Origin of the sequence: Vibrio sp. MM46, from assembly GCF_027587135.1 — a bacterium.
In the GTDB taxonomy this organism is placed as follows: Bacteria; Pseudomonadota; Gammaproteobacteria; order Enterobacterales; family Vibrionaceae; genus Vibrio; species Vibrio harveyi.
Genome location: NZ_JAPPTO010000042.1, coordinates 1 through 23,233, shown reverse-complemented (window position 1 = coordinate 23,233; position 23,233 = coordinate 1). Strand labels below are relative to the sequence as shown.

At 44.7% G+C, this 23,233-nt stretch carries 21 protein-coding genes; 10 read left to right on the top strand and 11 right to left on the bottom strand.

The window, feature by feature from the left end; translation table 11 throughout:
• Nucleotides 1-12 precede the first annotated feature (12 nt).
• Nucleotides 13-615 (bottom strand): beta-phosphoglucomutase family hydrolase, encoded by a 603-nt coding sequence (locus OH459_RS26775; RefSeq protein WP_005453655.1) that lies wholly within the window; start codon nt 613-615, stop codon nt 13-15.
• Nucleotides 616-691: 76 nt separating this feature from the next.
• On the opposite strand from OH459_RS26775, the gene arfB reads away from it, so the two are divergent.
• Both arfB and OH459_RS26765 read left to right on the top strand, forming a co-directional pair.
• Nucleotides 692-1,105 carry an alternative ribosome rescue aminoacyl-tRNA hydrolase ArfB gene (gene arfB / locus OH459_RS26770; RefSeq protein ID WP_005453654.1) on the top strand — a complete coding sequence of 138 codons (414 nt, stop codon included), beginning with the start codon at nt 692-694 and terminating at the stop codon, nt 1,103-1,105.
• A 71-nt stretch (nt 1,106-1,176) separates the two neighbouring features.
• Nucleotides 1,177-2,946 (top strand): methyl-accepting chemotaxis protein, encoded by a 1,770-nt coding sequence (locus tag OH459_RS26765; protein ID WP_017819301.1) that lies wholly within the window; start codon nt 1,177-1,179, stop codon nt 2,944-2,946.
• A gap of 92 nt (nt 2,947-3,038) precedes the next feature.
• Here OH459_RS26765 and vmeZ read toward each other — a convergent pair whose 3' ends face one another.
• A complete protein-coding gene (vmeZ, locus tag OH459_RS26760) occupies nt 3,039-6,191 on the bottom strand; it encodes a multidrug efflux RND transporter permease subunit VmeZ (RefSeq protein ID WP_005453652.1) in 3,153 nt (1,050 codons plus the stop codon).
• A gap of 8 nt (nt 6,192-6,199) precedes the next feature.
• Complete coding sequence (vmeY, locus tag OH459_RS26755) at nt 6,200-7,327, bottom strand: multidrug efflux RND transporter periplasmic adaptor subunit VmeY (RefSeq protein WP_005453651.1); 1,128 nt, start codon at nt 7,325-7,327, stop codon at nt 6,200-6,202.
• Nucleotides 7,328-7,677: 350 nt separating this feature from the next.
• Here vmeY and OH459_RS26750 point away from each other — a divergent pair, with 350 nt between their 5' ends.
• Nucleotides 7,678-8,136 (top strand): dCMP deaminase family protein, encoded by a 459-nt coding sequence (locus tag OH459_RS26750; protein WP_005453645.1) that lies wholly within the window; start codon nt 7,678-7,680, stop codon nt 8,134-8,136.
• A gap of 120 nt (nt 8,137-8,256) precedes the next feature.
• Here the strand turns inward: OH459_RS26750 and pepT are convergent, their stop codons facing one another.
• Both pepT and OH459_RS26740 read right to left on the bottom strand, forming a co-directional pair.
• Nucleotides 8,257-9,486 (bottom strand): peptidase T, encoded by a 1,230-nt coding sequence (pepT, locus tag OH459_RS26745; RefSeq protein ID WP_005453643.1) that lies wholly within the window; start codon nt 9,484-9,486, stop codon nt 8,257-8,259.
• Nucleotides 9,487-9,678: 192 nt separating this feature from the next.
• Nucleotides 9,679-10,539, bottom strand: coding sequence for a DUF6279 family lipoprotein (locus OH459_RS26740; protein ID WP_029790038.1), 861 nt, complete (start codon nt 10,537-10,539; stop codon nt 9,679-9,681).
• A gap of 264 nt (nt 10,540-10,803) precedes the next feature.
• On the opposite strand from OH459_RS26740, the gene OH459_RS26735 reads away from it, so the two are divergent.
• Nucleotides 10,804-10,977, top strand: coding sequence for a hypothetical protein (locus OH459_RS26735; protein WP_005453640.1), 174 nt, complete (start codon nt 10,804-10,806; stop codon nt 10,975-10,977).
• A gap of 62 nt (nt 10,978-11,039) precedes the next feature.
• Here OH459_RS26735 and OH459_RS26730 read toward each other — a convergent pair whose 3' ends face one another.
• On the bottom strand, nt 11,040-11,672 hold the full coding sequence (locus tag OH459_RS26730; RefSeq protein WP_005453637.1) for a response regulator: 633 nt from the start codon (nt 11,670-11,672) through the stop codon (nt 11,040-11,042).
• Complete coding sequence (gene narQ / locus OH459_RS26725) at nt 11,659-13,395, bottom strand: nitrate/nitrite two-component system sensor histidine kinase NarQ (RefSeq protein ID WP_009696218.1); 1,737 nt, start codon at nt 13,393-13,395, stop codon at nt 11,659-11,661. The genes OH459_RS26730 and narQ overlap by 14 nt, the downstream gene beginning before the upstream one ends.
• A gap of 246 nt (nt 13,396-13,641) precedes the next feature.
• On the opposite strand from narQ, the gene napF reads away from it, so the two are divergent.
• The 6 genes from napF (at nt 13,642) to OH459_RS26695 (ending at nt 18,254) form a co-directional block, all read left to right on the top strand.
• Nucleotides 13,642-14,127 carry a ferredoxin-type protein NapF gene (gene napF / locus OH459_RS26720; RefSeq protein WP_269989551.1) on the top strand — a complete coding sequence of 162 codons (486 nt, stop codon included), beginning with the start codon at nt 13,642-13,644 and terminating at the stop codon, nt 14,125-14,127.
• 43 nt (nt 14,128-14,170) lie between these two features.
• The gene (locus tag OH459_RS26715) at nt 14,171-14,479 is read left to right on the top strand and encodes a chaperone NapD (RefSeq protein ID WP_005453631.1); all 309 of its coding nucleotides are present in this window, start codon (nt 14,171-14,173) and stop codon (nt 14,477-14,479) included.
• Nucleotides 14,476-16,965, top strand: coding sequence for a periplasmic nitrate reductase subunit alpha (gene napA / locus OH459_RS26710; RefSeq protein WP_269989548.1), 2,490 nt, complete (start codon nt 14,476-14,478; stop codon nt 16,963-16,965). The genes OH459_RS26715 and napA overlap by 4 nt, the downstream gene beginning before the upstream one ends.
• Nucleotides 16,966-17,041: 76 nt before the next feature.
• Nucleotides 17,042-17,497 (top strand): nitrate reductase cytochrome c-type subunit, encoded by a 456-nt coding sequence (locus OH459_RS26705; protein ID WP_005453623.1) that lies wholly within the window; start codon nt 17,042-17,044, stop codon nt 17,495-17,497.
• 28 nt (nt 17,498-17,525) lie between these two features.
• Nucleotides 17,526-18,104 carry a NapC/NirT family cytochrome c gene (locus OH459_RS26700; RefSeq protein ID WP_005453621.1) on the top strand — a complete coding sequence of 193 codons (579 nt, stop codon included), beginning with the start codon at nt 17,526-17,528 and terminating at the stop codon, nt 18,102-18,104.
• 15 nt (nt 18,105-18,119) lie between these two features.
• On the top strand, nt 18,120-18,254 hold the full coding sequence (locus OH459_RS26695; protein ID WP_005433365.1) for a TIGR02808 family protein: 135 nt from the start codon (nt 18,120-18,122) through the stop codon (nt 18,252-18,254).
• A 240-nt stretch (nt 18,255-18,494) separates the two neighbouring features.
• Here OH459_RS26695 and phaC read toward each other — a convergent pair whose 3' ends face one another.
• From phaC to OH459_RS26675, 4 genes are all read right to left on the bottom strand, one after another.
• Nucleotides 18,495-20,270, bottom strand: coding sequence for a class I poly(R)-hydroxyalkanoic acid synthase (gene phaC / locus OH459_RS26690; protein WP_269989545.1), 1,776 nt, complete (start codon nt 20,268-20,270; stop codon nt 18,495-18,497).
• A 64-nt stretch (nt 20,271-20,334) separates the two neighbouring features.
• The gene (locus tag OH459_RS26685; protein ID WP_005453608.1) at nt 20,335-20,682 is read right to left on the bottom strand and encodes a phasin family protein; all 348 of its coding nucleotides are present in this window, start codon (nt 20,680-20,682) and stop codon (nt 20,335-20,337) included.
• A gap of 44 nt (nt 20,683-20,726) precedes the next feature.
• The gene (locus OH459_RS26680; protein WP_017188734.1) at nt 20,727-21,935 is read right to left on the bottom strand and encodes an acetyl-CoA C-acetyltransferase; all 1,209 of its coding nucleotides are present in this window, start codon (nt 21,933-21,935) and stop codon (nt 20,727-20,729) included.
• An 11-nt stretch (nt 21,936-21,946) separates the two neighbouring features.
• Nucleotides 21,947-22,687: an SDR family oxidoreductase gene (locus OH459_RS26675; protein WP_005453606.1), complete on the bottom strand. Its 741-nt coding sequence runs from the start codon at nt 22,685-22,687 to the stop codon at nt 21,947-21,949.
• Nucleotides 22,688-23,233: the final 546 nt, after the last annotated feature.

Below are 23,233 nucleotides of genomic sequence, written 5' to 3'. Positions count from 1 at the left end.
TAACTTATTAAGTTAAGATTTTGGATAAAATACTAGCTCATTACCCTCGACCATCACACAATCCATTCCTGCGGCATGAGCGGCTTTTTTTCCTAACTCGGTATCTTCAAACACCACACACTCTTGTGCAGACAAACCAAGCTGTTCGGCTGCCATAAGAAACGTATCTGGGAAAGGTTTGTGATTTTCTACATCCGTTGCCGTAACGACAGCATTTAACTTCTTCAGAATGCCTGCTTTTGCTAACAGACGCAGTGCGCTATCACGTTGACTGCCTGTTCCAACAGCAATCTTCTTATTACCAAGATGTTGGTCCAAAACCGTATTCGTGCATGAAATAATTTCACCGTGTTGTTCCATTTCTGCAAACGTGTCCATTTTGAAACGAGAAACAACTTTTGGGTCGAGAGATAAACCGTGTTGACGATTCACTTCGCCAACAATTTTGAAGCTTGGCATGCCCCCTAAACTATGCAACCACTCTTGGTTAAAAGGGAACTCGAAACGGTCTGCTGTCGCTTGCCATGCAGCTAAGTGCGCTGGCATCGTATCAATCAAGGTGCCGTCCATATCGAAAATTAACCCTTTATAGGGGCTTAAATCTATTGTGTTCATGTCAATTCTTCTATTTGTACATCTCTGATGGTAATTTATCAGCCATCGTCACATTCCTTATTGGCATTTAGTAATCATGCTCAAAATTTCGAACTCCGTCACAATTCAAGATTGGGAAGTCCAATTATTGCCTATCCGGGCTCAAGGAAATGGTGGGCAGAACGTTAATAAGGTATCGTCCGCAATACATCTGCGCTTTGATGTACGTCATTCCACACTGCCGGAATTCTATAAAGAGCGACTCCTCGCCCTTTCGGATAGTAGGATTTCAAAAGAAGGGGTGATCATCATTAAAGCTCAGCAGTTTCGGACGCAAGAGCAGAACAAAGAAGACGCACTAAATCGATTACAAGCGTTGATACAATCTGCCAGCCGACAGGAAAAGAAGCGTATTAAAACGAAACCAACTCGCGCTTCACAACGTCGCAGACTTGATAGCAAAACCAAGCAAGCGACAAAAAAACAGCAACGCCAGAAAGTGCTGTACTAACAAACGTCAGAGCTAGCCATTGGAAGCCTCTTTGGGTTTCTTAACTTAGTCAATTCTTCAGGACAAACTATATGACTATTAGGCACAAGCTCTACTCCCTAGGAGTAATTGCCATTCTTGGCATTGTGACCCTATTGGGTACTTCGTCACACTTCGCTAACCAAAGCCAAGAGCTCAACCATGCAATCAAATTGGTTGGCGATCTCGAAATTCGTCTCCTTAACCTGCGCCGTAATGAAAAAGACTTCTTGTTACGCAGCAACATCAAATACCTCGATAAATTCAATGCTAACGTCGACAAATTTTTGGGTATCGAACAAGAATTGGCTGGCATTCTCAACCTTTATGAACTTCCTTCTAGTCATCAATTCAAGCAAGATTTACTGGCTTACCAAAAAGGATTTCAAAAATTAGTTGCTGCTTACGAACGCTATGGTCTCGATGCAAATAGTGGTCTATTAGCGAGCTTTGAACAGGCTTTATCTGAAGCCGAGCAAAATGCAAACCACCAACAAGTAATGGCACTGACTAAGTTCGCGCAACGAGTTAAAGCCGGACAAATGGACGAAGGTCTGTTGCAAGGTTTGTATGTTCCTTCATTAATCGAAAATGCGCGCCAACTTGCGACGCAGAGACAGACGATTGGAGTCGCGTACAACAAAGGTCTACTGGGTGACACTCGTGCCCTATCACACACAGTAGAAGAACAATTTAAGACCTTCTCATCTGCGTTGAGTAATGCAGCGACCGAACGTGATAGTCAAAACACCATGGTGAAACAAGTTATCACTGCGGTAGTATTTATTATTATCTTAGCTCTGATTTCGCAAATCTCACGCTCAATCAATGCACGCGTTAGTAGCCTGCTTGCGACCATAAAGAACATCAGTGAAAGTAATAACATGGGTTTACGTTCAGAGTTGGCAGGTAAAGATGAACTGGCGGACATCAGCCACCACTTAAACGATCTGTTGGATAAGCTTGAGCACCTGATTCATGGCACACAAGAGAAGTCAGCACAGCTATCAGCAAGTACTGACAACATGCATCGCGAACTAGAAGGTGTGATGGAACAGTTCCACACTCAGGCAGACCATACCTCATCAATGGCAACAGCAGTTCAGCAAATGGTCGCCACGATTGGTGAAATCTCTGAAAGTACTTCTGTGGCAGTAGAAGGCGTTCACCAAGCTGCAAACAATGCGGAGCAAGGTCGTACCGTTGTTGAAACCACAGTAACAAATGTCGGTCAATTAACTGGTATTCTCTCGAACAGCCAGCAATCAATTGGCTCTTTAAACGAACATGTAGCGAAAATTGGCGGTGCAGTAAACATCATCCAAGATATTGCAGAGCAAACTAACCTACTCGCGCTAAACGCAGCAATTGAAGCAGCACGTGCCGGCGAACAAGGTCGTGGCTTTGCCGTCGTGGCGGATGAAGTACGCGCACTCGCAAGTCGTACTCATCAATCGACAGAAGAGATCACTCGCGTGGTATCAGACATTCAGTCACAAATGTCGATGGTCGTATCTGATATCGACCAATGTAACGATCAGGGTCAGCAAACCCTGCAAGCATCGGAGAAGCTGGATTCAAGCCTTCAGCAAATCATTGCAGACATGCATGCAATTCAAGGCAACTCTGAACGCATCGCATCAGCCATTGAAGAGCAAGGCATCGTGATGAATCAGGTGAGCGACTCGATTACTGAATTGAACGTGATTTCAGAAAACAACATGCAATCTGCACAAGAGTGTCTGCATGAAGTCGACTCTGTCTCTGCTCAAGCCCATGACATGGACGAAGCGGTTGCGGAATTTAAAACTCGCAGCGCGTAGCCCAAGTTCACTTACTCAGTTTAAATGAGTACCGACAAAAAGCCCGAAGCACTCTCATGCTTCGGGCTTTTCTATTTAAAGTTACTTAGCGCTTATTCATCATCTAAAGGAACCAGTTTGGTATTACCACCGTGGATCTTCTCACGTTTTCTCTGTACCAGAGCGTAGAAGCCCGGAATCAGGAAAGTACCTGCTAGAAGCACACACAGCAGACCACCAATTAGGGAAATACCCAATGAGTTCTGACTCACATGACCCGCACCAGCGGCGAAGATCAATGGGAAAATACCCAAGATAAACGACCAAGACGTCATGTTAACAGCACGGAAACGAAGCTTACCCCCTTGTACTGCTGCACTGTCGATATCCACATCTTTTTCTTCACGCTCTTGCTTGGCGAATTCCACAATTAGGATTGCGTTCTTCGCCGCGAGCGCTATGAGCAGGACGAGACCTATCTGAGCGTACAAGTTAAGTGGCGTTCCGGTTAAGTTCAATGCGAGGAAGGAACCCAACGTTGCCACTGGCACCACTAGGATGATCGCTAAAGGAATACTCCAACTCTCGTACTGCGCCACCATGAACAAGTAGATAAAGATCAATGCCAATGCGAACGCGTAAATCGCTTGGTTACCTGCCAAGACTTCTTGATACGCCATACCCGTCCACTCGTAGGTGTAACCTTGTGGCAGAACTTCAGCCGCAACACGTTCCATTGCTGCAATCGCGTCACCACTTGAATAACCCGGAGCAGGTTGACCTTGGATGATGGCACTGCGGTACATGTTATAACGCCATGCAACATCCGGCTCAAACACCTGTTCGTAGCTCACTAATGTACTCAGTGGCACCATATCGCCGCTCGAAGAACGCACGTGGAAACGCTCAAGATCTTCCATACTGCTGCGGTGTTCACTGTCTGCTTGCATGGTCACACGGAAGTTCTTACCGAACATGGTGAAGTCGTTCACGTATAGCGAGCCAAGGTTACCTTGCAATGTTTGGAAGATTGACGACAGTGGAATACCTAACTGTTGTGCTTTCTCACGGTCAATATCGACATAGTAATGCGGTACATTTGCACGGAAGGTACTGAAGGTATATGCGATTTCTGGAGCTTGGTTAGCCGCCTGAATCATTTCACCCATTACCATCGACAAATCAGTACGGCTACGACCTAACGTGTCCTCAAGTACAAATTCAAAGCCTGAGGCTGCGCCCATACCCGGAACGGCAGGAGGTCCCATCGCAAATACTATCGCTTGCGGCAGTTCCATCGCAGCACGACCGTTGATGCGGTTTGCAATTGCGTTAGCAGCATGTTCACCGTCAAGTGAGTTACGCGTATCCCAATCATGCAGTTTGATAAACAGAGACGCACCATTTGATGCTGCGGCACCCGTCATGAATGAGTAACCATTCGCAACCGTCACGCCATCAACACCCGGTTCTTGCTCAACCATCTTCATCAGTTCATTGGTCACTTCTTCGGTACGAGAAAGTGACGCAGAGTCCGGAAGTTGCACGTTCACCAACAAAATGCCTTTATCTTCTTGAGGTACAAACGCCGTAGACGTTGTTTTCGCGAAGAAAGTTACTGCGGCAACCGCGACGAAGAAGAAAGCAATCAGCAACATAGACTTCTTGACCAAGAAGCCAGCGATCTGACCGTAGCGCGCTGTTACACGCTCTAGACCACGGTTGAACGCTTGGAACCAATTTGCCGTGTTACCACCACCCTGCTTCAATACCAGCGAACATAGTGCTGGAGACAGCGTTAATGCGTTAATAGACGAGATAACTACCGAGATACAGATCGTCAATGCGAACTGACGGTACATGATGCCGGTAATCCCCGGAAGCATGGCTACTGGTAGGAATACCGCCAATAGAACCAAGGTCGAGGTAATGATTGGCCCCGTTACTTCTTTCATCGCCAGCAAAGTGGCTTTGCGTGGTGAAATGGTTGGGTCTTTCGCCATAGTGGTATCGACGTTTTCGATAACTAGAATCGCGTCATCTACCACGATACCGATGGCGAGGATCAAACCGAATAGGGTTACCGTGTTGATGGTAAAACCCGTCGCCTGCATGATAGCGAATGTGCCGATAAGGGATACTGGAATCGCAACAACAGGAATTAAGGTTGCGCGCGCACTACCAAGGAACAGGTAAGTAACTGCAATTACCAACAAGATCGCTTCAATCAGCGTTTTCACTACACCCTTGATCGACTCAGCAACGAACACGGTTGTGTCATAACTGGTTTCGTAAGCCATGCCTTCAGGGAAATTCGTGCTCAAACGTTCAAGCAAGTCCATGACCGCTTGCCCACTTTCCAATGCGTTTGCGTCTGATTGTAGTGACAACGCGACGATAGAAGCATCTTGACCACGGAACTTACCGTTACCATCATAGAACTTCTTACCAAGCTCAACGCGAGCGACGTCTTTTAGGTATACAGTAGAACCATCTGGGTTTGCACGAAGTACTACATCCTCAAACTCGCTCACGCTCTCAAGACGACCTTTGGTCACCAAGTTAAACTGAACTTCTTGAGGGTTGTTGTATGGCGCAGCACCAATACGACCGGCCGCTACCTGTACGTTCTGCTCTGCCAACGCCGAGTACACATCAGTTGTTGTGAGGTTCAGGTTAGCCATTTTTTCTGGATCTAACCAAACACGCATCGCGTATTCACCACCACCGATAACGTTAACTTCACTGATGCCCTTAACACGCGCCAGTTGGTCTTTTACGTTCAGATTGATGTAGTTGATAAGGAACTTGTCATCGTACTTACCGTCAGGTGAGTAGAAGTTCAAAACCATCAACAAGTCAGGAGAACGCTTTTTCACCGTTACGCCTACCATGCGTACTTCTTGAGGCAGTTTTGACTCAATCTGCGATACACGGTTTTGCACGTTAACCTGCGCCATGTCTGGATCAGTACCCACATCGAAGGTGACGTTTAGGCTGTAAGAACCATCGTTAGCACTCTTTGAAGACATGTAAATCATGTTTTCAACGCCGTTCACGGAGGTTTCTATTGGGTCGGCTATCGCCTGCTCCACAACCTCAGCACTTGCACCCGTATAAAATGCTGTCACGCTCACCGATGGTGGACTGATTTTAGGATATTCAGCAACAGGCAAGATCGCTAATGAGATGGCACCTGCCAACGTCAAGATGATCGAAATAACCAGTGCGAATTTCGGTCTTTGAATAAAGAAACGACTTAACATGACGCCTCCTACTGTTTCTGTTCAGCAGGTGATTGAATACGCACTTCTACACCGTTGCGTACACGTTGTAGACCTTGTGTAATCACAGTGTCGTCCTTGTTCAAACCTTCTTTGATGATGATACCCTGCTCTACTTGCGCACCAAGTTCAACGTTACGGCGCTCCGCAACATTGCCTTCTGCCATCACCATGGCAAAGTCACCTTCTAGGTCCGTTTGCACTGCACGACGAGGAATCACGATGACGTCTTTTGCATTCTTATCGCGAAGGTTCACTTTAATGTGCTGGCCAGGAAGTAGCTTTTGCTCAGGGTTTGGTACCACTGCGCGCATCGCGATCGTACCGGTTTGCGTATTAATCCGATTACCTAAAAAGTCCAATTGACCTAGATGTTCGAAGTACTCTCCGTTTTCCAGTTCAAGCTGAACCTCAACGCCACTCGACTCTGCACTACCGTCGCCTTTAATACCGTCCATACCAAGGTTTAAACGTTCACGTTCACTCACGCTGAATGAGGTATGCACTGGGTCTAGGCTAACTAATGTCGTCAAAATGCCAGAAGATGGGGAAAGCAGATCACCAGTACTTACTTTACTGTCACTGATGCGACCGCTAAATGGAGCACGAATTTGAGTGTAAGAAAGGTTTACTTCCGCAAGCTTAAGCTGAGCGTTTGCTGCTTCAAGCTCTGCTCGCGCGCCAAGTAACGTCGCCGTCAACGCATCGAACTCTGATTGGGAAATACTGCCACGTGGCAACAAGTTTTTACCACGTTGGTGGTCGAGCTCTGCTTTCTTAAGCGCCGCTTTTGCCTGAGCTAGCGCTGCTTTTGCACTCGCCACTTGCGCTTCAAAAGAAGAAGGCTCGATGGAGTACAACAACTGCCCTTTCTCTACCATCTGACCTTCGTCAAAATGGCGAGCTTCAAGATAGCCGGAGACTTGTGCCGTAATATTCGTATCTTCTACTGCTTCAATGCGACCGATGTAAGACTTACTCGGTTGGTAGTCGATAATTGTGACATCTTGAGTCACAACAAGAGGAGCTTGCGCCCCCTTCTGGGCATTGTTTGCTTCTCCGCATCCCGCGAGGATAGCTGTTGCCGCCATTAGTGCGACGAGTGGTTTCTTTTGCATGTATATACCGTCTTTATAGAACAGGATTCGTTTGACAATACCCTAACCTTACAGGGTGCTTTGTCCGAAAACTTCAAGAGAAACCGGGGAAAGTGTATCAAAGTGTAAGCCGATGAAACGACTCGCAAACATCGTAATCAACAGGCTAAATTTGTTGCGATCATGTACACGAATCACGCTGAAAATTGATGTGAAGTAAGCAATGAGAATATGGCGTCATCATCACTTGGAAATCAAAGTCTACATAGGAAAATAGAATCTTCATGATCGCTAGACATGTTTTGACTATTTTTTTAAACAGAATGCGTTATCATGCAGATAATTCAAAGCTTTCGACCGAGAGGATAAGTATGATTTCTAAATGGGAGAAACGTTTTTACCAAATGGCTGAGCTGGTGGCATCTTGGAGTAAAGATCCATCGACACAGGTAGGTGCGGTTATCACAAAACAAAACCGCATTGTTTCTGTTGGCTTCAACGGCTACCCACATGGTGTTTCTGACAGTGTGGATACGGATGAACGTGAACTGAAATACTTAAAAACACTGCACGCAGAAGAGAACGCGATTTTGTTTTCAAAGCGCGACTTAGATGGATGTGATATCTGGGTAACGCACTTCCCTTGCCCAAACTGTGCGGCAAAGATCATTCAGACAGGTATCGCTCGCGTGAGTTGCCCGGAACAGTCTGAAGATTTCTTGTCTCGTTGGGGTGATAAGATTCAAGTAAGCCAAGATATGTTCGACCAAGCCGGAGTCGAAGTGAACTGGCTACCAATTAGTGAAATCGAAGAAAAAAGCGTTCGTTAAACCACCTCTTGGATGGCTAATAAACGTACAGAATTCATTTCGCTCGAGCAAAATTAAAAAGCCCAGACACGTGTCTGGGCTTTTGTTTACTTGAATGGTGAGATTACTCAGCAAATGATGTTAACCGTGCTTCTTCGCCGTTAGCTCAGCAATCTTAACGATCACTTGAACCGATTTCTCCATCATCTCAACTGAAATAAACTCGTGGATACCGTGGAAGTTATAACCGCCAGTGAAGATGTTTGGACACGGTAAACCCATAAATGACAAACGAGCGCCATCTGTTCCGCCACGAATTGGTTTGATCAGAGGTTCCACATCACAATCTTCCATCGCTTGTTTCGCCAAGTCGATAATGTGCGGGTATGGTTCAACCATTTCACGCATGTTGTAGTAGCTGTCGGTGAGCTTCAACTCAACAGAGCCATGCTTCAACCCAGCGTTCATATCATCGACAAGTTTCTGCATGAAGGCTTTACGGCTTTCTAGACCTTCACGATCGAAGTCACGGATGATGTAACCTAGCTCACTGCGAGCCACACCAAGTTCACCTGATTTAAGATGGAAGAAGCCTTCGTAGCCTTCTGTGGTTTCTGGCGTCTGATCTTCTGGCATTTGCACTTGGAATTTTGCCGCCAAGTTCATCGCATTAACCAATTTGCCTTTTGCTGTACCAGGGTGAACACTCACGCCATGGAAAATGACATCTGCACTGGTTGCATTAAAGTTTTCGTATTCTAGCTCGCCTTGAGGGCCACCATCGATAGTGTACGCCCATTTCGCACCAAACTTTTCAACATCAAACAAGTCCGCACCACGACCAATTTCTTCATCTGGTGTAAAACCAATGCAAATATCACCGTGTGGGATTTGAGGGTTTTCAATCAGCATCGCAACCGCGGAAAGAATTTCTGCAATACCGGCTTTGTTGTCAGCACCAAGTAGTGTCGTACCATCAGTCGTGATCAGGTTGTGGCCATGAAGATCGTGCAAATCTGGGTATTGGACTGGTGATAACACTTCATCGCCCAAACCAAGTGCAATATCGCCACCCTGATAGTCCTCAATAAACTGAGGATTTACATTTTTACCAGAGGCATCTGGTGCAGTGTCCATATGCGCGATAAAGCCAATAGCAGGTACATCGTAATCAACGTTAGATGGCAGTTTTGCCATCAAGTAGCCGTTGTCACTTAACGTCACATTGCTTAAGCCAAGCTCAATCATCTCTTTTTTAAGTTGCTGAGCAAACACCAGTTGCCCGCTGCTGCTTGGGCAAGCTGATTCGTGGGGATTAGATTGAGTATCGAACGTGACGTAGCGAAGAAATCTTTCAACTAAATGTTTCATAATTATTCTCATTGTTTTGGGCGAAGGATGCCACGCACAGGGATGCTTGGTATGCGAGGATCCTATCCAACATGGTTCGACAAACCATGTTACGCTCATGAGGCGATAAGAATTTGCTTTGAATCAGTTTTTCATTAAAAAGTGCTGGCGCACTCCTACAGCACTCACATTAAGAATTTGATTTATCGAGTTTTAATTCAATAGGTCTTCGGCAAGTTCTCGCCATTCTCGGATTTTGCCATGGAAGTGTTTCCATTGTTTATCACTCATGGATTGAGCTATATCTAGAGTGAATTGATCCGTTAGTGCGATATTTTGATCAATATTCTTAGTCAATTGATCACTATAATAACTTTCTGGTTCAAATAAGAGCTGCATGAATACCTGCTGGTAAACCACGCTGTTGGTTTTATTTTCGAAAAGATATTCTAATTCTTGAATAATGGAAGATCGATAATCACGCCATAAGGGACTATTTATAATCACTTGTTGAGAAAGCTGTTTGGCTCGCGCTTTTTGTTGGCTAGATAATTTCCCCAACCATTCTTCCATCCACTCCTCTGTATTCTCTAAGACAACTTCTCTCAGTTCTTGTTCCGTTTTTCCTACATATTTTTCATCTCTCTCCTTATAACGTTCTCTTACACTATCAATAAACTCTACTTCTTGTTGATTATCGAGCTGCATACTTAACGAGAACAGATCTGGAGCGGCTTTCGAAACAAGACGTTGATAATGTTCACGCATTTGGTCTCGATTCGCTTGCAATGCTTCCAACGTAATGCTGTCTTTATTCAGTGCCTCCAATTGTTTTAAGTGATCGATATATAAAGGTAATTCTTCTTTCTTGTGCCAATCGGCTAATAATAAGATTCGCTCCTCTACCAGAGCTTCTTGTTCACCATCTAAAGACACATAGTCATCTAAATATTCGATCACTACCCAATCAATATTGCTGTATAAAAACTTCTTCGCACAACCAGCAAGCGCCAAAATAGATAACAAGATACATCCATATCGAACCGCTTTATTAGATAAACTTTTTAATTTCATCACCGATCCATATTCCCTTTTCCATTGATTAAGTTCTATACTCAATCTAAATCACTTATTATTGCGGCAAACTTACGTCAGTCTGGCAAAGTGACATTGCCACCCTAGTAGTATATAGAGTTTGAAATTAACTTTTTTATCACAACTATCCGCAAAAAAGTGAGTTAGTGCGCAATTATTAGCCAAAACTCGAACGATATAGCGTTCCTTAAAGTGGCATATAAATTGCTTCAATAACATCAGGATAGTTTATGGAGGCGTAGCATGGCTGCTGCTGAGCAACTTGATACGAGTGTAGAATACGAAATTCGCTACTTTGAACAGGGGAAAATGCACAGTATGAGAGTCGTCGCGGAAGATAAGAAAGCGGCGCATCGTTACTATTTGGAGTGTGGCAAACACAATAGTGATTTGTACTCCATTCGCCCAGACCAATAAAAAACCGCCCTTGTTTGGGCGGTTTTTTCTATTTGGCGTTTCTAGAATGGGCGTCTAAAGTGCTACTTAATTTCGCCGAATCGCTCTAGATAAAGCACTGTCGCTGCAGTACGTGAAGGTACTTTTAACTTTTTCAGCAAACTCTTCATGTGCACTTTAACGGTCGATTCAGAGATAAACAGGCGATCGGCAATCTGCTTATTGCGAAAACCACGCGCCACCTCTTGGAGGATTTGCGTTTCACGGTCAGTCAATGAGTCAAATACGTCTTCTTGACCTTCACGCTCATTTAAGTATTTCGCTACCGCTTGGCTGTAGGCTTTGTCCCCTTCGTGTGCTTGTTTTAGCAGTTCAACCAATTCATCTGGCTCTGTGTCTTTTAACAAGTAACCATCTGCGCCGCTACGCACGATAGCTTCGATGTCTGCCGGACTGTCCGATACGGTGAGAATAACAATGCGAGCTTCACAACCGTCAGCACGCAAAGCTTTTAGCGTATCTAGACCAGACATGCCTTTCATATTCAGATCAAGAAGTACCAAATCCAGCTCAAGTTCATGAGCTTTCGCAACCGCATCCGCACCGCTACTTGCCTCTGCGACGACTTCAAATTCTGGCTCAAAACTGAGTAACTGATGAATACCACGTCTCATGAGTGGGTGATCATCCACCAGCATTACTTTACACACTGTCAATGTTTACTTCCTTACTATGTTGGAATTCTAGTCTTACGATACAGCCGCTATTAGCTGCGGCTTCAATTTGCAACTCAGCGTGCAATCTGGCTGCTCGCTCTTGCATGATACTCATACCGTAATGATTTAATTTTTCGTCTTGCTGCTCAAAGCCTATACCATCATCGGTAACAGTCACTGTGACTTTCCCATCAGAATCAAGACATTGAATCTTAATATTGTTCGCTTGAGCATGTTTGATCGCATTTATTGTCGCTTCTCTGATCAACTGTAGTAGATGGACCTGCTGGTGTGCATCTAATTCAGTTGAAGAAAGCTCATTATCAAGCGAGATTTTCGCCGCAGTTTGATCATCAAGCGTCGAAACCATTTCTTGAAGCGCTTGACCAAAGCTACCCTCTTTTATTGTTAGGCGGAATGTAGTCAAAAGCTCACGAAGTTGGGTATATGCTGCTGACAGCCCAGTATCGAGTTCAGCAATGACTTGATTTGTCTGCTCTATCGCTTTGTCATCAGGAATATTCTTCACACTTCGTTTGAGTAGCGATACTTGGATCTTCAAATAAGACAATGCTTGGGCTAATGAATCGTGTAACTCACGAGCGATAGTGGCACGTTCTTCCATCAAAAGCAGCTGCTCAGCTTGTCTCTGCGCTCGGTTGTAATATACCGCACGAGATAAAATTTGAACAAAGTTGTCAATAAGAGACTCATTAGGACACGGCAAACCCGCTTTCCAATGCAAATACCCAAGGTGAACACCGTCCAGCGTTAATATCTTCGTGTGGCATTCGCTATCACATTCGTGACGGCACTCTTCCCCCTCTGAGAGTATCCAATTTGGTTCCCCAATTTGATCAATTTCGAGCTTAACTGCACGAATTCCTTCCAAACTTGCAATATGTTGTAAAATCGCTTGGAAATTCTCCTGATAGATACGTGAAGCCGTCAGCTCTTTCGACGAATCATACAACACTCTCAGCGATTGGTTAGCATGTTGTAGCTTACGTGTTTTCTCGTCGACAGCTTGCTCCAACCCTCGATATAGCTTACCAAGATCGTTCGCCATCCTATTGAAAGTTCGGGTCAAAATACCCATTTCGTTGTCACTCGATACATTGAGTGACACATTAAACGAACGATTCTGAATTTGTTCACTTGCAAACACAAGAGCGCGTAAAGGTCTGACAACTTCTAGTCTCACAAAGTGCACGACAAACATACTGACACACAGTATGCCGCCAAGCCCCAAGCCACCAATCCACGCTAAGTTGATCAGTTTTTGTTCTGAGTAGTTCTGCAGTTTAAATACAAAAGCATCAATTTGTTGAACAAAACCAGCCACTAAGATCAGATATTTGTCTCTATCTTGGCTCTTTAGTACCGATTTCAGCTCGTGCCAGCGCAGAATCAACCGATAGTAGTCTTTTGTAATATCTTCTGGCACTGACCAATGCTGTAGTGCCAGCATTGAATGGGAGTAAATTGACTGCTCAAATAAGTCAATATGTGAAGAATAGTCAACAGATTCACTTTGAATATCATGGGCTAAACGATAACTCTGCATTCGCATCGAACCCGCTACGTTGACCGCCTCCGCATCATTAAGGCTTGATGCAAGAGTGAATATAGCAAAGCCAGTCGTCGCCACCGATAGGAGTAAAATCAACATCATGGCAGACGCAATAGTGCGTGTTACTGACTTTTTCACATTTTTAAACAACTCTGAACTCCGCTCGTTTGATAACCACGTTTGTCTTTATACAACGCGCATTATCTTTCAACTTTATCAATATGTGATCACCTGCGCCGGAATTTATTGATCCAAAACAATATTGCATCCTAATTACCTCCTAAGAGGTATTTATACATATATGTCAAAAACTACAATTTCGTGTACTTAAATGACAGTTTATTAATGAAATTGTGGACTATGCTTAGTTTGGGTTTCAATTTTTGAGGTGACTAAGTGGTAGACCTTTCTAGACGAAGACTTTTTGCACGCAAAGCGCAACCGGATAATTTGGTACGTCTTCCTTGGTTAGCAAAGCCAACTCAATTCACGGATGACTGCACTCGCTGTGGCAAATGCATCGAGGCATGTGAAACCAAGATTATAACCAAAAGCGACGGCGGTTTTCCTACAGTCGATTTTTCTATTGATGAATGCACATTTTGTTACCAATGCGCCGAGGCTTGCCCAGAGCCACTATTTTTAGCAGAAGCGGAGCAACCTTGGCAGGCAAAAGCGAGCATCACCGATAGCTGTTTAGCAAAACAAAATGTCGAATGCCGAAGCTGTGGGGACATGTGCGACCCGATGGCGATTAAGTTCAAGTTAGAACTTGGCAAAGTAGCACAACCAAATTTAGACCTTGATGAGTGTAACGGCTGCGGCGCCTGTGTTTCAGTGTGCCCTACTTCATCCATCAATGTGAGCAATATAACAGCCTAGCCGTTAGTGGTCGGCACGATAGGCGATAAAACGAGAGAGATGTATGTCACTAAACGAAGTGCACATTTCGAGTCTGGTAGTCCATGTTCTGCCTGAACATTTGGCTGAAGTTAAAACCCAGATTGAAGCGTACGAAAACGCAGAAATCTACGGTGACAGCCCAGAAGGCAAAATCGTGGTGGTGCTAGAAACTGAGAATCAAGGTTTCATCACCGACACTATCGATGCGATTAATAATTTACCGAATGTCTTGAGCACAGTATTGGTTTATCACCAAATCGAAACTGGGCTTGAAGAAACGGAAGAAGAAGACACTGGAACACAACATTCCCAAATCGAGGGTGAAGTATGAAAATGACAAGACGTGCGTTTGTGAAAGCAAACGCGGCTGCATCAGCTGCTGCTGTCGCAGGTATTACACTACCAGCTTCTGCAACCAATCTGATTGCAAGCTCTGACCAAACTAAAATCACATGGGACAAAGCACCTTGTCGTTTCTGTGGTACAGGCTGTTCTGTTCTTGTTGGTACTCAAAACGGCAAAGTCGTGGCGACTCAAGGTGACCCTGAAGCGCCGGTAAACAAAGGTCTGAACTGTATCAAAGGCTACTTCCTTTCTAAGATCATGTACGGTCAAGACCGTCTGACTCAGCCTCTTCTACGTATGAAAGATGGCAAATACAGCAAAGACGGTGACTTCGCTCCTGTATCTTGGGACACCGCTTTCGATATCATGGCTGAGAAATGGAAAGCTTCTCTAGAGAAGAAAGGTCCAACCAGCATCGGTATGTTCGGTTCTGGTCAGTGGACAGTAATGGAAGGTTATGCCGCAGCCAAAATGATGAAAGCAGGCTTCCGTTCAAACAATATCGATCCGAACGCGCGTCACTGTATGGCATCTGCAGTAGTAGGCTTCATGCGTGCATTTGGTATCGATGAACCAATGGGTTGTTACGACGACTTCGAGAACGCTGACTCATTCGTTCTTTGGGGTTCAAACATGGCAGAAATGCACCCAGTTCTGTGGACTCGTATTACTGACCGTCGCCTAAGCCACCCTCATGTAAAAGTGAACGTGCTTTCTACTTACTACCACCGTTCATTTGAGTTGGCAGACCACGGCTACATTTTTAATCCTCAGTCTGACCTTGCGATTGCTAACTTTATCGCAAACTACATCATTCAAAACGATGCAGTGAACTGGGACTTCGTGAACAAGCACACGAACTTTACCAAAACAGACACTGACATCGGTTACGGTCTGCGTGACGATGACCCGCTACAAAAAGCCGCTAAGAACCCGAACTCTGGCAAGCTAACATCAATCTCTTTCGAAGAATACAAGAAGACTGTCGCGCCTTACACCGTAGAGAAAGCATCTGAAATCTCAGGCGTAGAAAAAGAGAAACTAATCGAGCTTGCTAAGCAGTACGCGGATCCAAACACGAAAGTGATGTCGCTATGGACAATGGGTATGAACCAACATACTCGTGGCGTATGGATGAACAACTTGGTTTACAACATCCACCTACTAACCGGTAAGATTGCTACTCCGGGCAACAGTCCATTCTCACTAACGGGTCAACCATCAGCATGTGGTACCGCTCGTGAAGTTGGTACGTTTGCTCACCGTCTACCTGCAGACATGGTGGTTGCTAACCCTAAACACCGTAAAATCGCGGAAGAGATCTGGAAACTGCCAGAAGGCACCATCCCACCGAAACCAGGTTTCCACGCGGTACTGCAAGACCGCATGTTGCATGATGGCGTTCTGAACTGTTATTGGGTTCAATGTAACAACAACATGCAAGCTGGTCCAAACATCAACACAGAGCGTCTTCCAGGTTACCGTAATCCAGAAAACTTCATTGTTGTGTCTGACCCATACCCAACAGCAACAGCGCAAGCCGCTGACCTTATCCTTCCTACTGCAATGTGGATCGAGAAAGAAGGCGCTTACGGTAACGCAGAGCGTCGTACACAAGCTTGGTACCAACAAGTAGAGACCATCGGTGATGCAAAATCTGACCTTTGGCAGGTAATGGAATTCTCTAAACGCTTCAAGATGGAAGAAGTGTGGCCAGAAGAGCTTCTTGCAAAAGCACCAGAGTACCGTGGTAAAACCATGTACGACATGCTGTTCAAGAACGGTCAAGTTGACCAGTTCCCTATCGAAGAAGCTCGTGAACTAAACGATGATTCGCACCACTTCGGCTACTACGTTCAGAAAGGTCTGTTCGAAGAGTACGCAACATTTGGTCGCGGTCACGGTCACGACTTAGCACCTTACGATGTCTACCACACTGTACGTGGTCTACGTTGGCCGGTTGTTGATGGCAAAGAAACACAATGGCGCTTTAAAGAAGGTTCTGACCCATACGCTAAAGCAGGTTCAGGTTGGGACTTCTACGGTAATGCTGATGGTAAAGCGAAGATCATTTCTGCGCCTTACGAAGCGCCACCAGAAGTACCAAATGAAGAGTTCGACCTATGGCTATGTACAGGTCGTGTTCTTGAGCACTGGCACACAGGTACTATGACTCGTCGTGTACCAGAGCTTTACAAAGCTGTACCAGACGCTGTGGTTTACATGCACCCTACGGATGCGAAAAAACGTAATGTACGTCGCGGTGAAGAAGTTCTGATTGCAAACAAACGTGGCGAAGTACGCGTTCGTGTTGAAACCCGTGGTCGTAACCGTCCACCTGAAGGCTTGGTATTCGTACCGTTCTTTGATGCCCGTATTTTGATTAACAAGCTGATTCTTGATGCGACTGACCCTCTGTCAAAACAGACAGACTTTAAGAAGTGTCCAGTCAAAATCACGAAAATTGCTTAACCGTCAAATAACGAATGCAAAGGCCGTCGACTCGGCGGCCTAAAAAGAATTTAAGCCATAAGGCGGAGATGAAATGATGAAAAAATACCTTATCGCACTTTTATCTGTAGGTGCTTTATTGACAGGCGTTGCACAAGCGGAACTGGACAATCCAGGTGGCACAGGCGGTCTAGACTCGCTACGCGGCACTGCGCAACTTGAAGACACTCGCCCTGCAGATGATTTTAAAGACTTTCCCAAAGACCAGATCGTTGCAGACAGCTTTGTATATCAGCCGCCACTGATCCCTCATAGCATCCGTAACTACGAAGTGTCTTTGAACGCAAACAAATGTCTAGCATGTCACAGCTGGAAAAATGCTAAAGACGCAGGCGCTACCAAGATCAGTGTAACGCACTACGTTAACCGTGAAGACGCGGTACTAGCAGACATGTCACCACGTCGTTACTTCTGTTTGCAATGTCACGTTCCACAAACGGATGCTAAACCATTAGTGGAAAACGAGTTTAAGGCAGTCGATTCGCTTCAGTAATTGAAACGCGAGTACTAAGAGGTTACTTATGAAAATACTTAAAGCGTTTTGGAAGAGACTGTCGAGCCCGAGTAAAGCTGCCGCTGGTGTGGTTTTATTCCTTGGCTTCGCTGGTGGTCTTCTGTTTTGGGGCGCATTCAACACAGGTATGGAAGCGACCAATACAGAAGAATTCTGTTCTGGCTGTCACGCTCCTATCGTCGCTGAAATTCAAGAAACGATTCACTACTCGAACCGTTCTGGTGTTCGTGCAATCTGTTCTGATTGCCACGTGCCACACGAATGGACCGATAAGATCGTTCGTAAAGTTCAAGCGTCTAAAGAGTTGTTTGCTCACTTCGTAACGAAGACGATCGATACGCCGGAGAAATTCCAAGCTCGTCGTGAACACTTAGCGGAACGTGAGTGGGCGCGTATGAAGAAGAATGATTCTCTTGAATGTCGTAACTGTCACCAGTTTGATTACATGGACTACTCGCAGCAGGGTAAACGAGCGGCAGCTCAACACTCTACCGCTCTGGCTTCAGGCGATAAAACTTGTGTAGACTGTCATAAAGGTATCGCACACAAACTGCCTGACATGCACGGTGTTGAAGGCTGGCAATAAGGAGAAACATAGACAATGAGTAATCTTGAATCCTTTATCTGGCACTTCCTTGGATACAGCGCAATGCCAGTCATTATTCTTTCCGGCTTTGTCGGAGTAGCAGCAATCTCTCTATGGCTACTCTCACTAGGTAAGGATAAAGAGGTGTAATTCACCTCGAACCAGTCAACTTTTTTGCCTATTTTGTTGACGGAAAACGCCGAGCATTTGCTTGGCGTTTTTTCTTTCTACGTTTCCAACCAAAGCACCAAACCCAATACTCTCTGACGGCTTATGGAGGTTCTCACACTTGCTTGTTGTGATGATTCTTTGCTCCTTGCGAAGCAAAGCTTCAGACAGAAAAAAGGCGACCATTCAGATCGCCAAATAATACTGCTTGCGAGGAGCAGTCTAGGACTCGTTGATAGGCAGAACTTGTCGAACATACTGACCAGGAGCATCTTCAATAACCGGATTTTGCTCAGAACCAACTGGGAAAGGCTCAACTTGCTCTTTCGGGTTAAACTGCATCAACCATTGGTGCCAATGCGTCCACCAAGAACCTTCTTGATGATTCGCGTTGTTGAACCATTCGTCCGCCGAGTCATCAAGATTGTCGTTCAACCAATATCCATATTTGTTTTTCGCTGGGTGATTCACGATACCAGCAATATGCCCTGACTCTCCTAAAACAAAGGTCTTATTACCACCTGTATTCAGAGCACCACGATACGTTCCTTGCCACAGTGCAATATGGTCTTCTTTGGTCGATACAAAATAACTTGGGATCTTAATCTTGTTGAGATCAATCCAAACACCGCCAATTTTTACACCCTTGTCTTGTACCAGTTTATTCTCCAAATAGAGTTCTCGCAGTAAGAAATTATGGCAAGCGGCGCTCACATTAGTGCTGTCACTGTTCCAATACAGTAGGTCAAAATCAACAGGGCTATTACCTTTGAGGTAATTATCGACGTAATAGTTCCAGTACAAACTGTTTTCACGCAGCAGACTGAATGTCACGCTTAACGAGCGACCATCCATGTAACCCTTGGCGTTGTTTTGCGTTTCTATAGCACTGATGATTGTGTCATTGATGTATGCCCCAACCTCCCCCGGCTGAGAGAAGTCCAACAAGGTCGTAAAGAAGGTCGCAGACTTAATACGCTTCTTCATACGTTTCGCTGCATAGTAAGCTACGGTGCTGGCGAGAACCGTACCACCGATACAGTAGCCAGCTGCGTTGATTTGCTCTTGACCAGTAATATCTTCAATCGCAGTAACCGCTTTCGCTACGCCTTCGGTTACGTAGTCCCCAAACTCAACCTGCGCTTGTTCTTTACCCGGATTGCGCCAAGACATCATAAATACGCTATGACCTTGCTCTAACAACCAACGAACCATTGAGTTTTTCGCCGTTAGGTCAAGGATGTAGTACTTATTGATGAACGGTGGAACGATTAATAGCGGTGTCGCATTCACTTTTTCCGTCAAGGGACGGTACTGAATCAGCTCAAACAATTCGTTTTGGAACACAACATCGCCCGCAGTCGTCGCTACATCATCCCCAACGCGAAACGCATTGTTGTTGGTCATGCGTACTTTGAGAATGTCGGCACTCGACTCAAAATCTTCTTTTAACTTCTCTAAACCCGTCAGTAGGTTTTCACCATTTTGCTCAAGAGTGAGTTTAAGCAGTTCTGGGTTGGTCGCGATGAAATTAGATGGAGAAAGTGCGTTGATAGCCTGACGAGAGAAGAAGGTAATACGCTCTTTCGTCTTCTCATCAAGACCTTCGATGGAATCGAGCGTGTCTAGATAGGTTTTACTAAACAACAAATATGATTGCTTGATGAAGCTGTACATGGCCTCTTGCTGCCAAGCATCATTTGAGAAACGCTTGTCGCCCTTCTCTGCTTCGATAAGTTGCGTTTGATTACCTGCTAGAGCCACATTCTGCCAAATTTGAAGCTGCTGCTCCCACCACTCTGCTTGCAACTTCAAAATTGCAGCGGGTTGGTTTGCCGCTTGTTCGAACAGTTTAGCAGTATCTTCAAAGTTCACTTCTTGCATGGCCTTGTTCAGAGGAGAATTCACGACTGCCTTGTTCACTTCGAAATCATGCCACCACTGTTGATTGGTTTCCTGAAGCTTTACAAGATAGTCCGAAAAGAAGTGTTGAAACATAGTCTTACTCCTATATTCGGAAAAAACAACGCCGCCCAAAAAGCGGGCGGCGCAAGCGGACGTATTACGCTGGAGTAACAGTCTTTAGGTTTTCCGAAGTCATTTTCTCAACGTCTTCTTTGAACTCTTTTGCGATAGATTGCAGCTTGTTGCTGTCGTCCATCATTTGCTGAGAAAGTTTAGTAAGAACGGTAAGTTGTTGGCTGTTGAAAGCCGTTAGAGAAGTCACGTCTTTGATTTCTGACGCTGCTTTCATTTGGTTTAGACCCACTTCGCTGTAAGTACGGATCGCGTTCAGTTGAAGCTCAGTAAGCACTTCTACGTTCTTTGTTACTAGCTTGTTGAACTTCAAGTATGGTTCTAGATTCTTTTCAGTTTGATCGCTAAAAGTTTTGAAGAAATCAGTGTACATGGTTTATCTCCTAGAGAAAGAATTAAAAATGTCCGTTTAAATAACTACTTAACTGCTTTTACAATCACAGCCGTGCCCATACCGCCGCCCACACAAAGTGAAGCAACCCCGTACTGACCGTCTTGTTTGTGAAGTTCATGAACCAACGTAACCAAAATTCGGTTACCTGATGCACCAAGTGGGTGACCCAATGCGATAGCACCACCATTAAAATTGGCTTTATCTTGAATCGAGCTTACTGGTACTTGGTTGGTTTCAGCCAGTTTATGAATCACGCCTAATGCCTGAGCAGCAAAGGCTTCGTTTAATTCATAAACATCGATATCGCTGGTTTTCAGCTCGGCTTTTTGTAGTGCCTTGTTCACTGACTCAACAGGACCAAGCCCCATAATTTGAGGGTCTAAACCAGATTGTGCGTAGCTCACTACCTCGGCAATTGGTGTTAAACCATGCGCTTGAACTGCAGTTTCTGAGGCCAAAATGATGGCACTTGCACCGTCATTAATGCCCGATGCATTACCTGCTGTCACTGTACCTTCTCGGTCGAACGCAGGGCGCAGCTTGCTCAAACCTTCAAGTGTGGCATTGGCTTTCGGGTATTCATCGGTGTCAAACACGACCGTTTCTCGACGCTGCTTAACTTCAACAGGAACAATTTCATCTTTGAATTTACCTGCCTCGATAGCTGCGACAGCTTTTTGCTGACTCGAAAGTGCGTATTCGTCTTGCTGTTGGCGAGACAACCCTACCTCTTTTGCAACGTTTTCAGCCGTCACTCCCATGTGGTACTGGTTGTAAACATCCGTTAAGCCATCTGAGATAAGGAGATCTTTCAGCTCCATGTGACCCATTTTGTTGCCATCTCGCACACTGCTAGGCACGATGAATGGGATTTGTGACATGACCTCAACGCCGGCAGCCACCACGACTTCTGCATCACCGCTGCGAATATGCGAAACGCCATCCATGACGGTTTTCATACCACTGCCGCATACCATGTTTACGCCGTATGCAGGGACTGACTCCGGGATACCTGCAAACAGTGCAGCTTGGCGTCCAACACCCATACCTTGACCGGCTGCAACAACGTTACCAACAATAACTTCATCGACCTTATCTGCTGCCAAAGAAGCTGCCTCAAGCGCACCTTTTATTGCTACTGCAGCTAGATTTCCTGCTGAGGTGTTTTTTAAGCTTCCACCAAACGCACCAATTGGCGTACGCTTTGCTGCAACGATAAATACTTTTTCCATCACTCTACTCCTTAGCTCATGTATAGACCGCCGTTCACCGACAATGTTTCACCGGTGATGTATGCGCCGGCATCACTCACTAGGAAGCTTACTGATGCTGCAATTTCTTCTGGCGTTGCTAAACGCTTCATTGGGATTTGGTTGGTGATAGATTCAAGCACTTCCGGTTTCATCTGCTCTACCATTGGGGTGCCGGTGTATCCCGGAGCGATAACATTCACAGTCACACCAGAACGAGCACCTTCATATGCCAGAGCTTTTGAAAAACCAATCATGCCAGCCTTAGCCGCTGAGTAGTTTGCTTGTCCAAACTGTCCTTTCAAACCATTAACGGAAGAGATGTTAATGATGCGACCACCACCTTTTTCACACATAGTCGCGAACAAAGGTTGAGTCACATTGAACAAGCTATTTAGATTGGTGTTAATGACGTCATTCCAAGCTTGTGCAGTCATCTTTTTAAACACGCCATCACGTGTGATACCTGCATTGTTGATGACAACATCTATAGTCCCTTCTTCCTCAAGCAAAAGTGCCAGTTTTTCAGCACACTGCGTGGTGTTTGTCACATCTAATTCAAATAAGCGTACCTGATCTTTGGTAAACCCTTTTTCATTAAACCATTCCAAAGCACACTCATAATTACCTGTAAAATAAGTAGCAATTACTCGATAACCATCATTTACTAATTGAGAGGAAATAGCAGAACCAATTCCGCCTTTTGATCCAGTGATCAAAGCGACTTTCTTCATTGAAGACTCCATTCTTAACGGCATTAAAAAAGCGAATTAAGACACTGGCGAAATGTTTCGCCAACTGACGTGTTAATTTATTCTTTTGGCAACAATTCCTCTGCTGCCTTTTATTTTAAGTTAACCTAGAAATATGACATTTCAAATAAAAAACTCATTCATTTGCATAAGATTGATTTAGATCTCATTCGGAATGAAATGTTATAAAAAAGTTAATTACACATAAACCACTGTTTTAAAAGAAGAAACACTAAAGATAATTTGATTATTAATTTTGTAAATCACTTTGCATTCAGTAAGTTATACGAATTTCTATCTATGTTGCATTTGCAAATGGTTTAAGATCATCTTTCATTTAGAAACTAATAGATCGCAATTAAATTATCGAGTCAATAGTTAACAAAGCTCAACTAATAATTATGAAATATATCATTAGCTTACATCCTACTTTGAGTATTTAATCTAAGTAAAACATGGTCAAAATGACATAAATACCAATTAAAAAATAATATAACTGGTAATTAAACTAACTAATTTCTACAACTA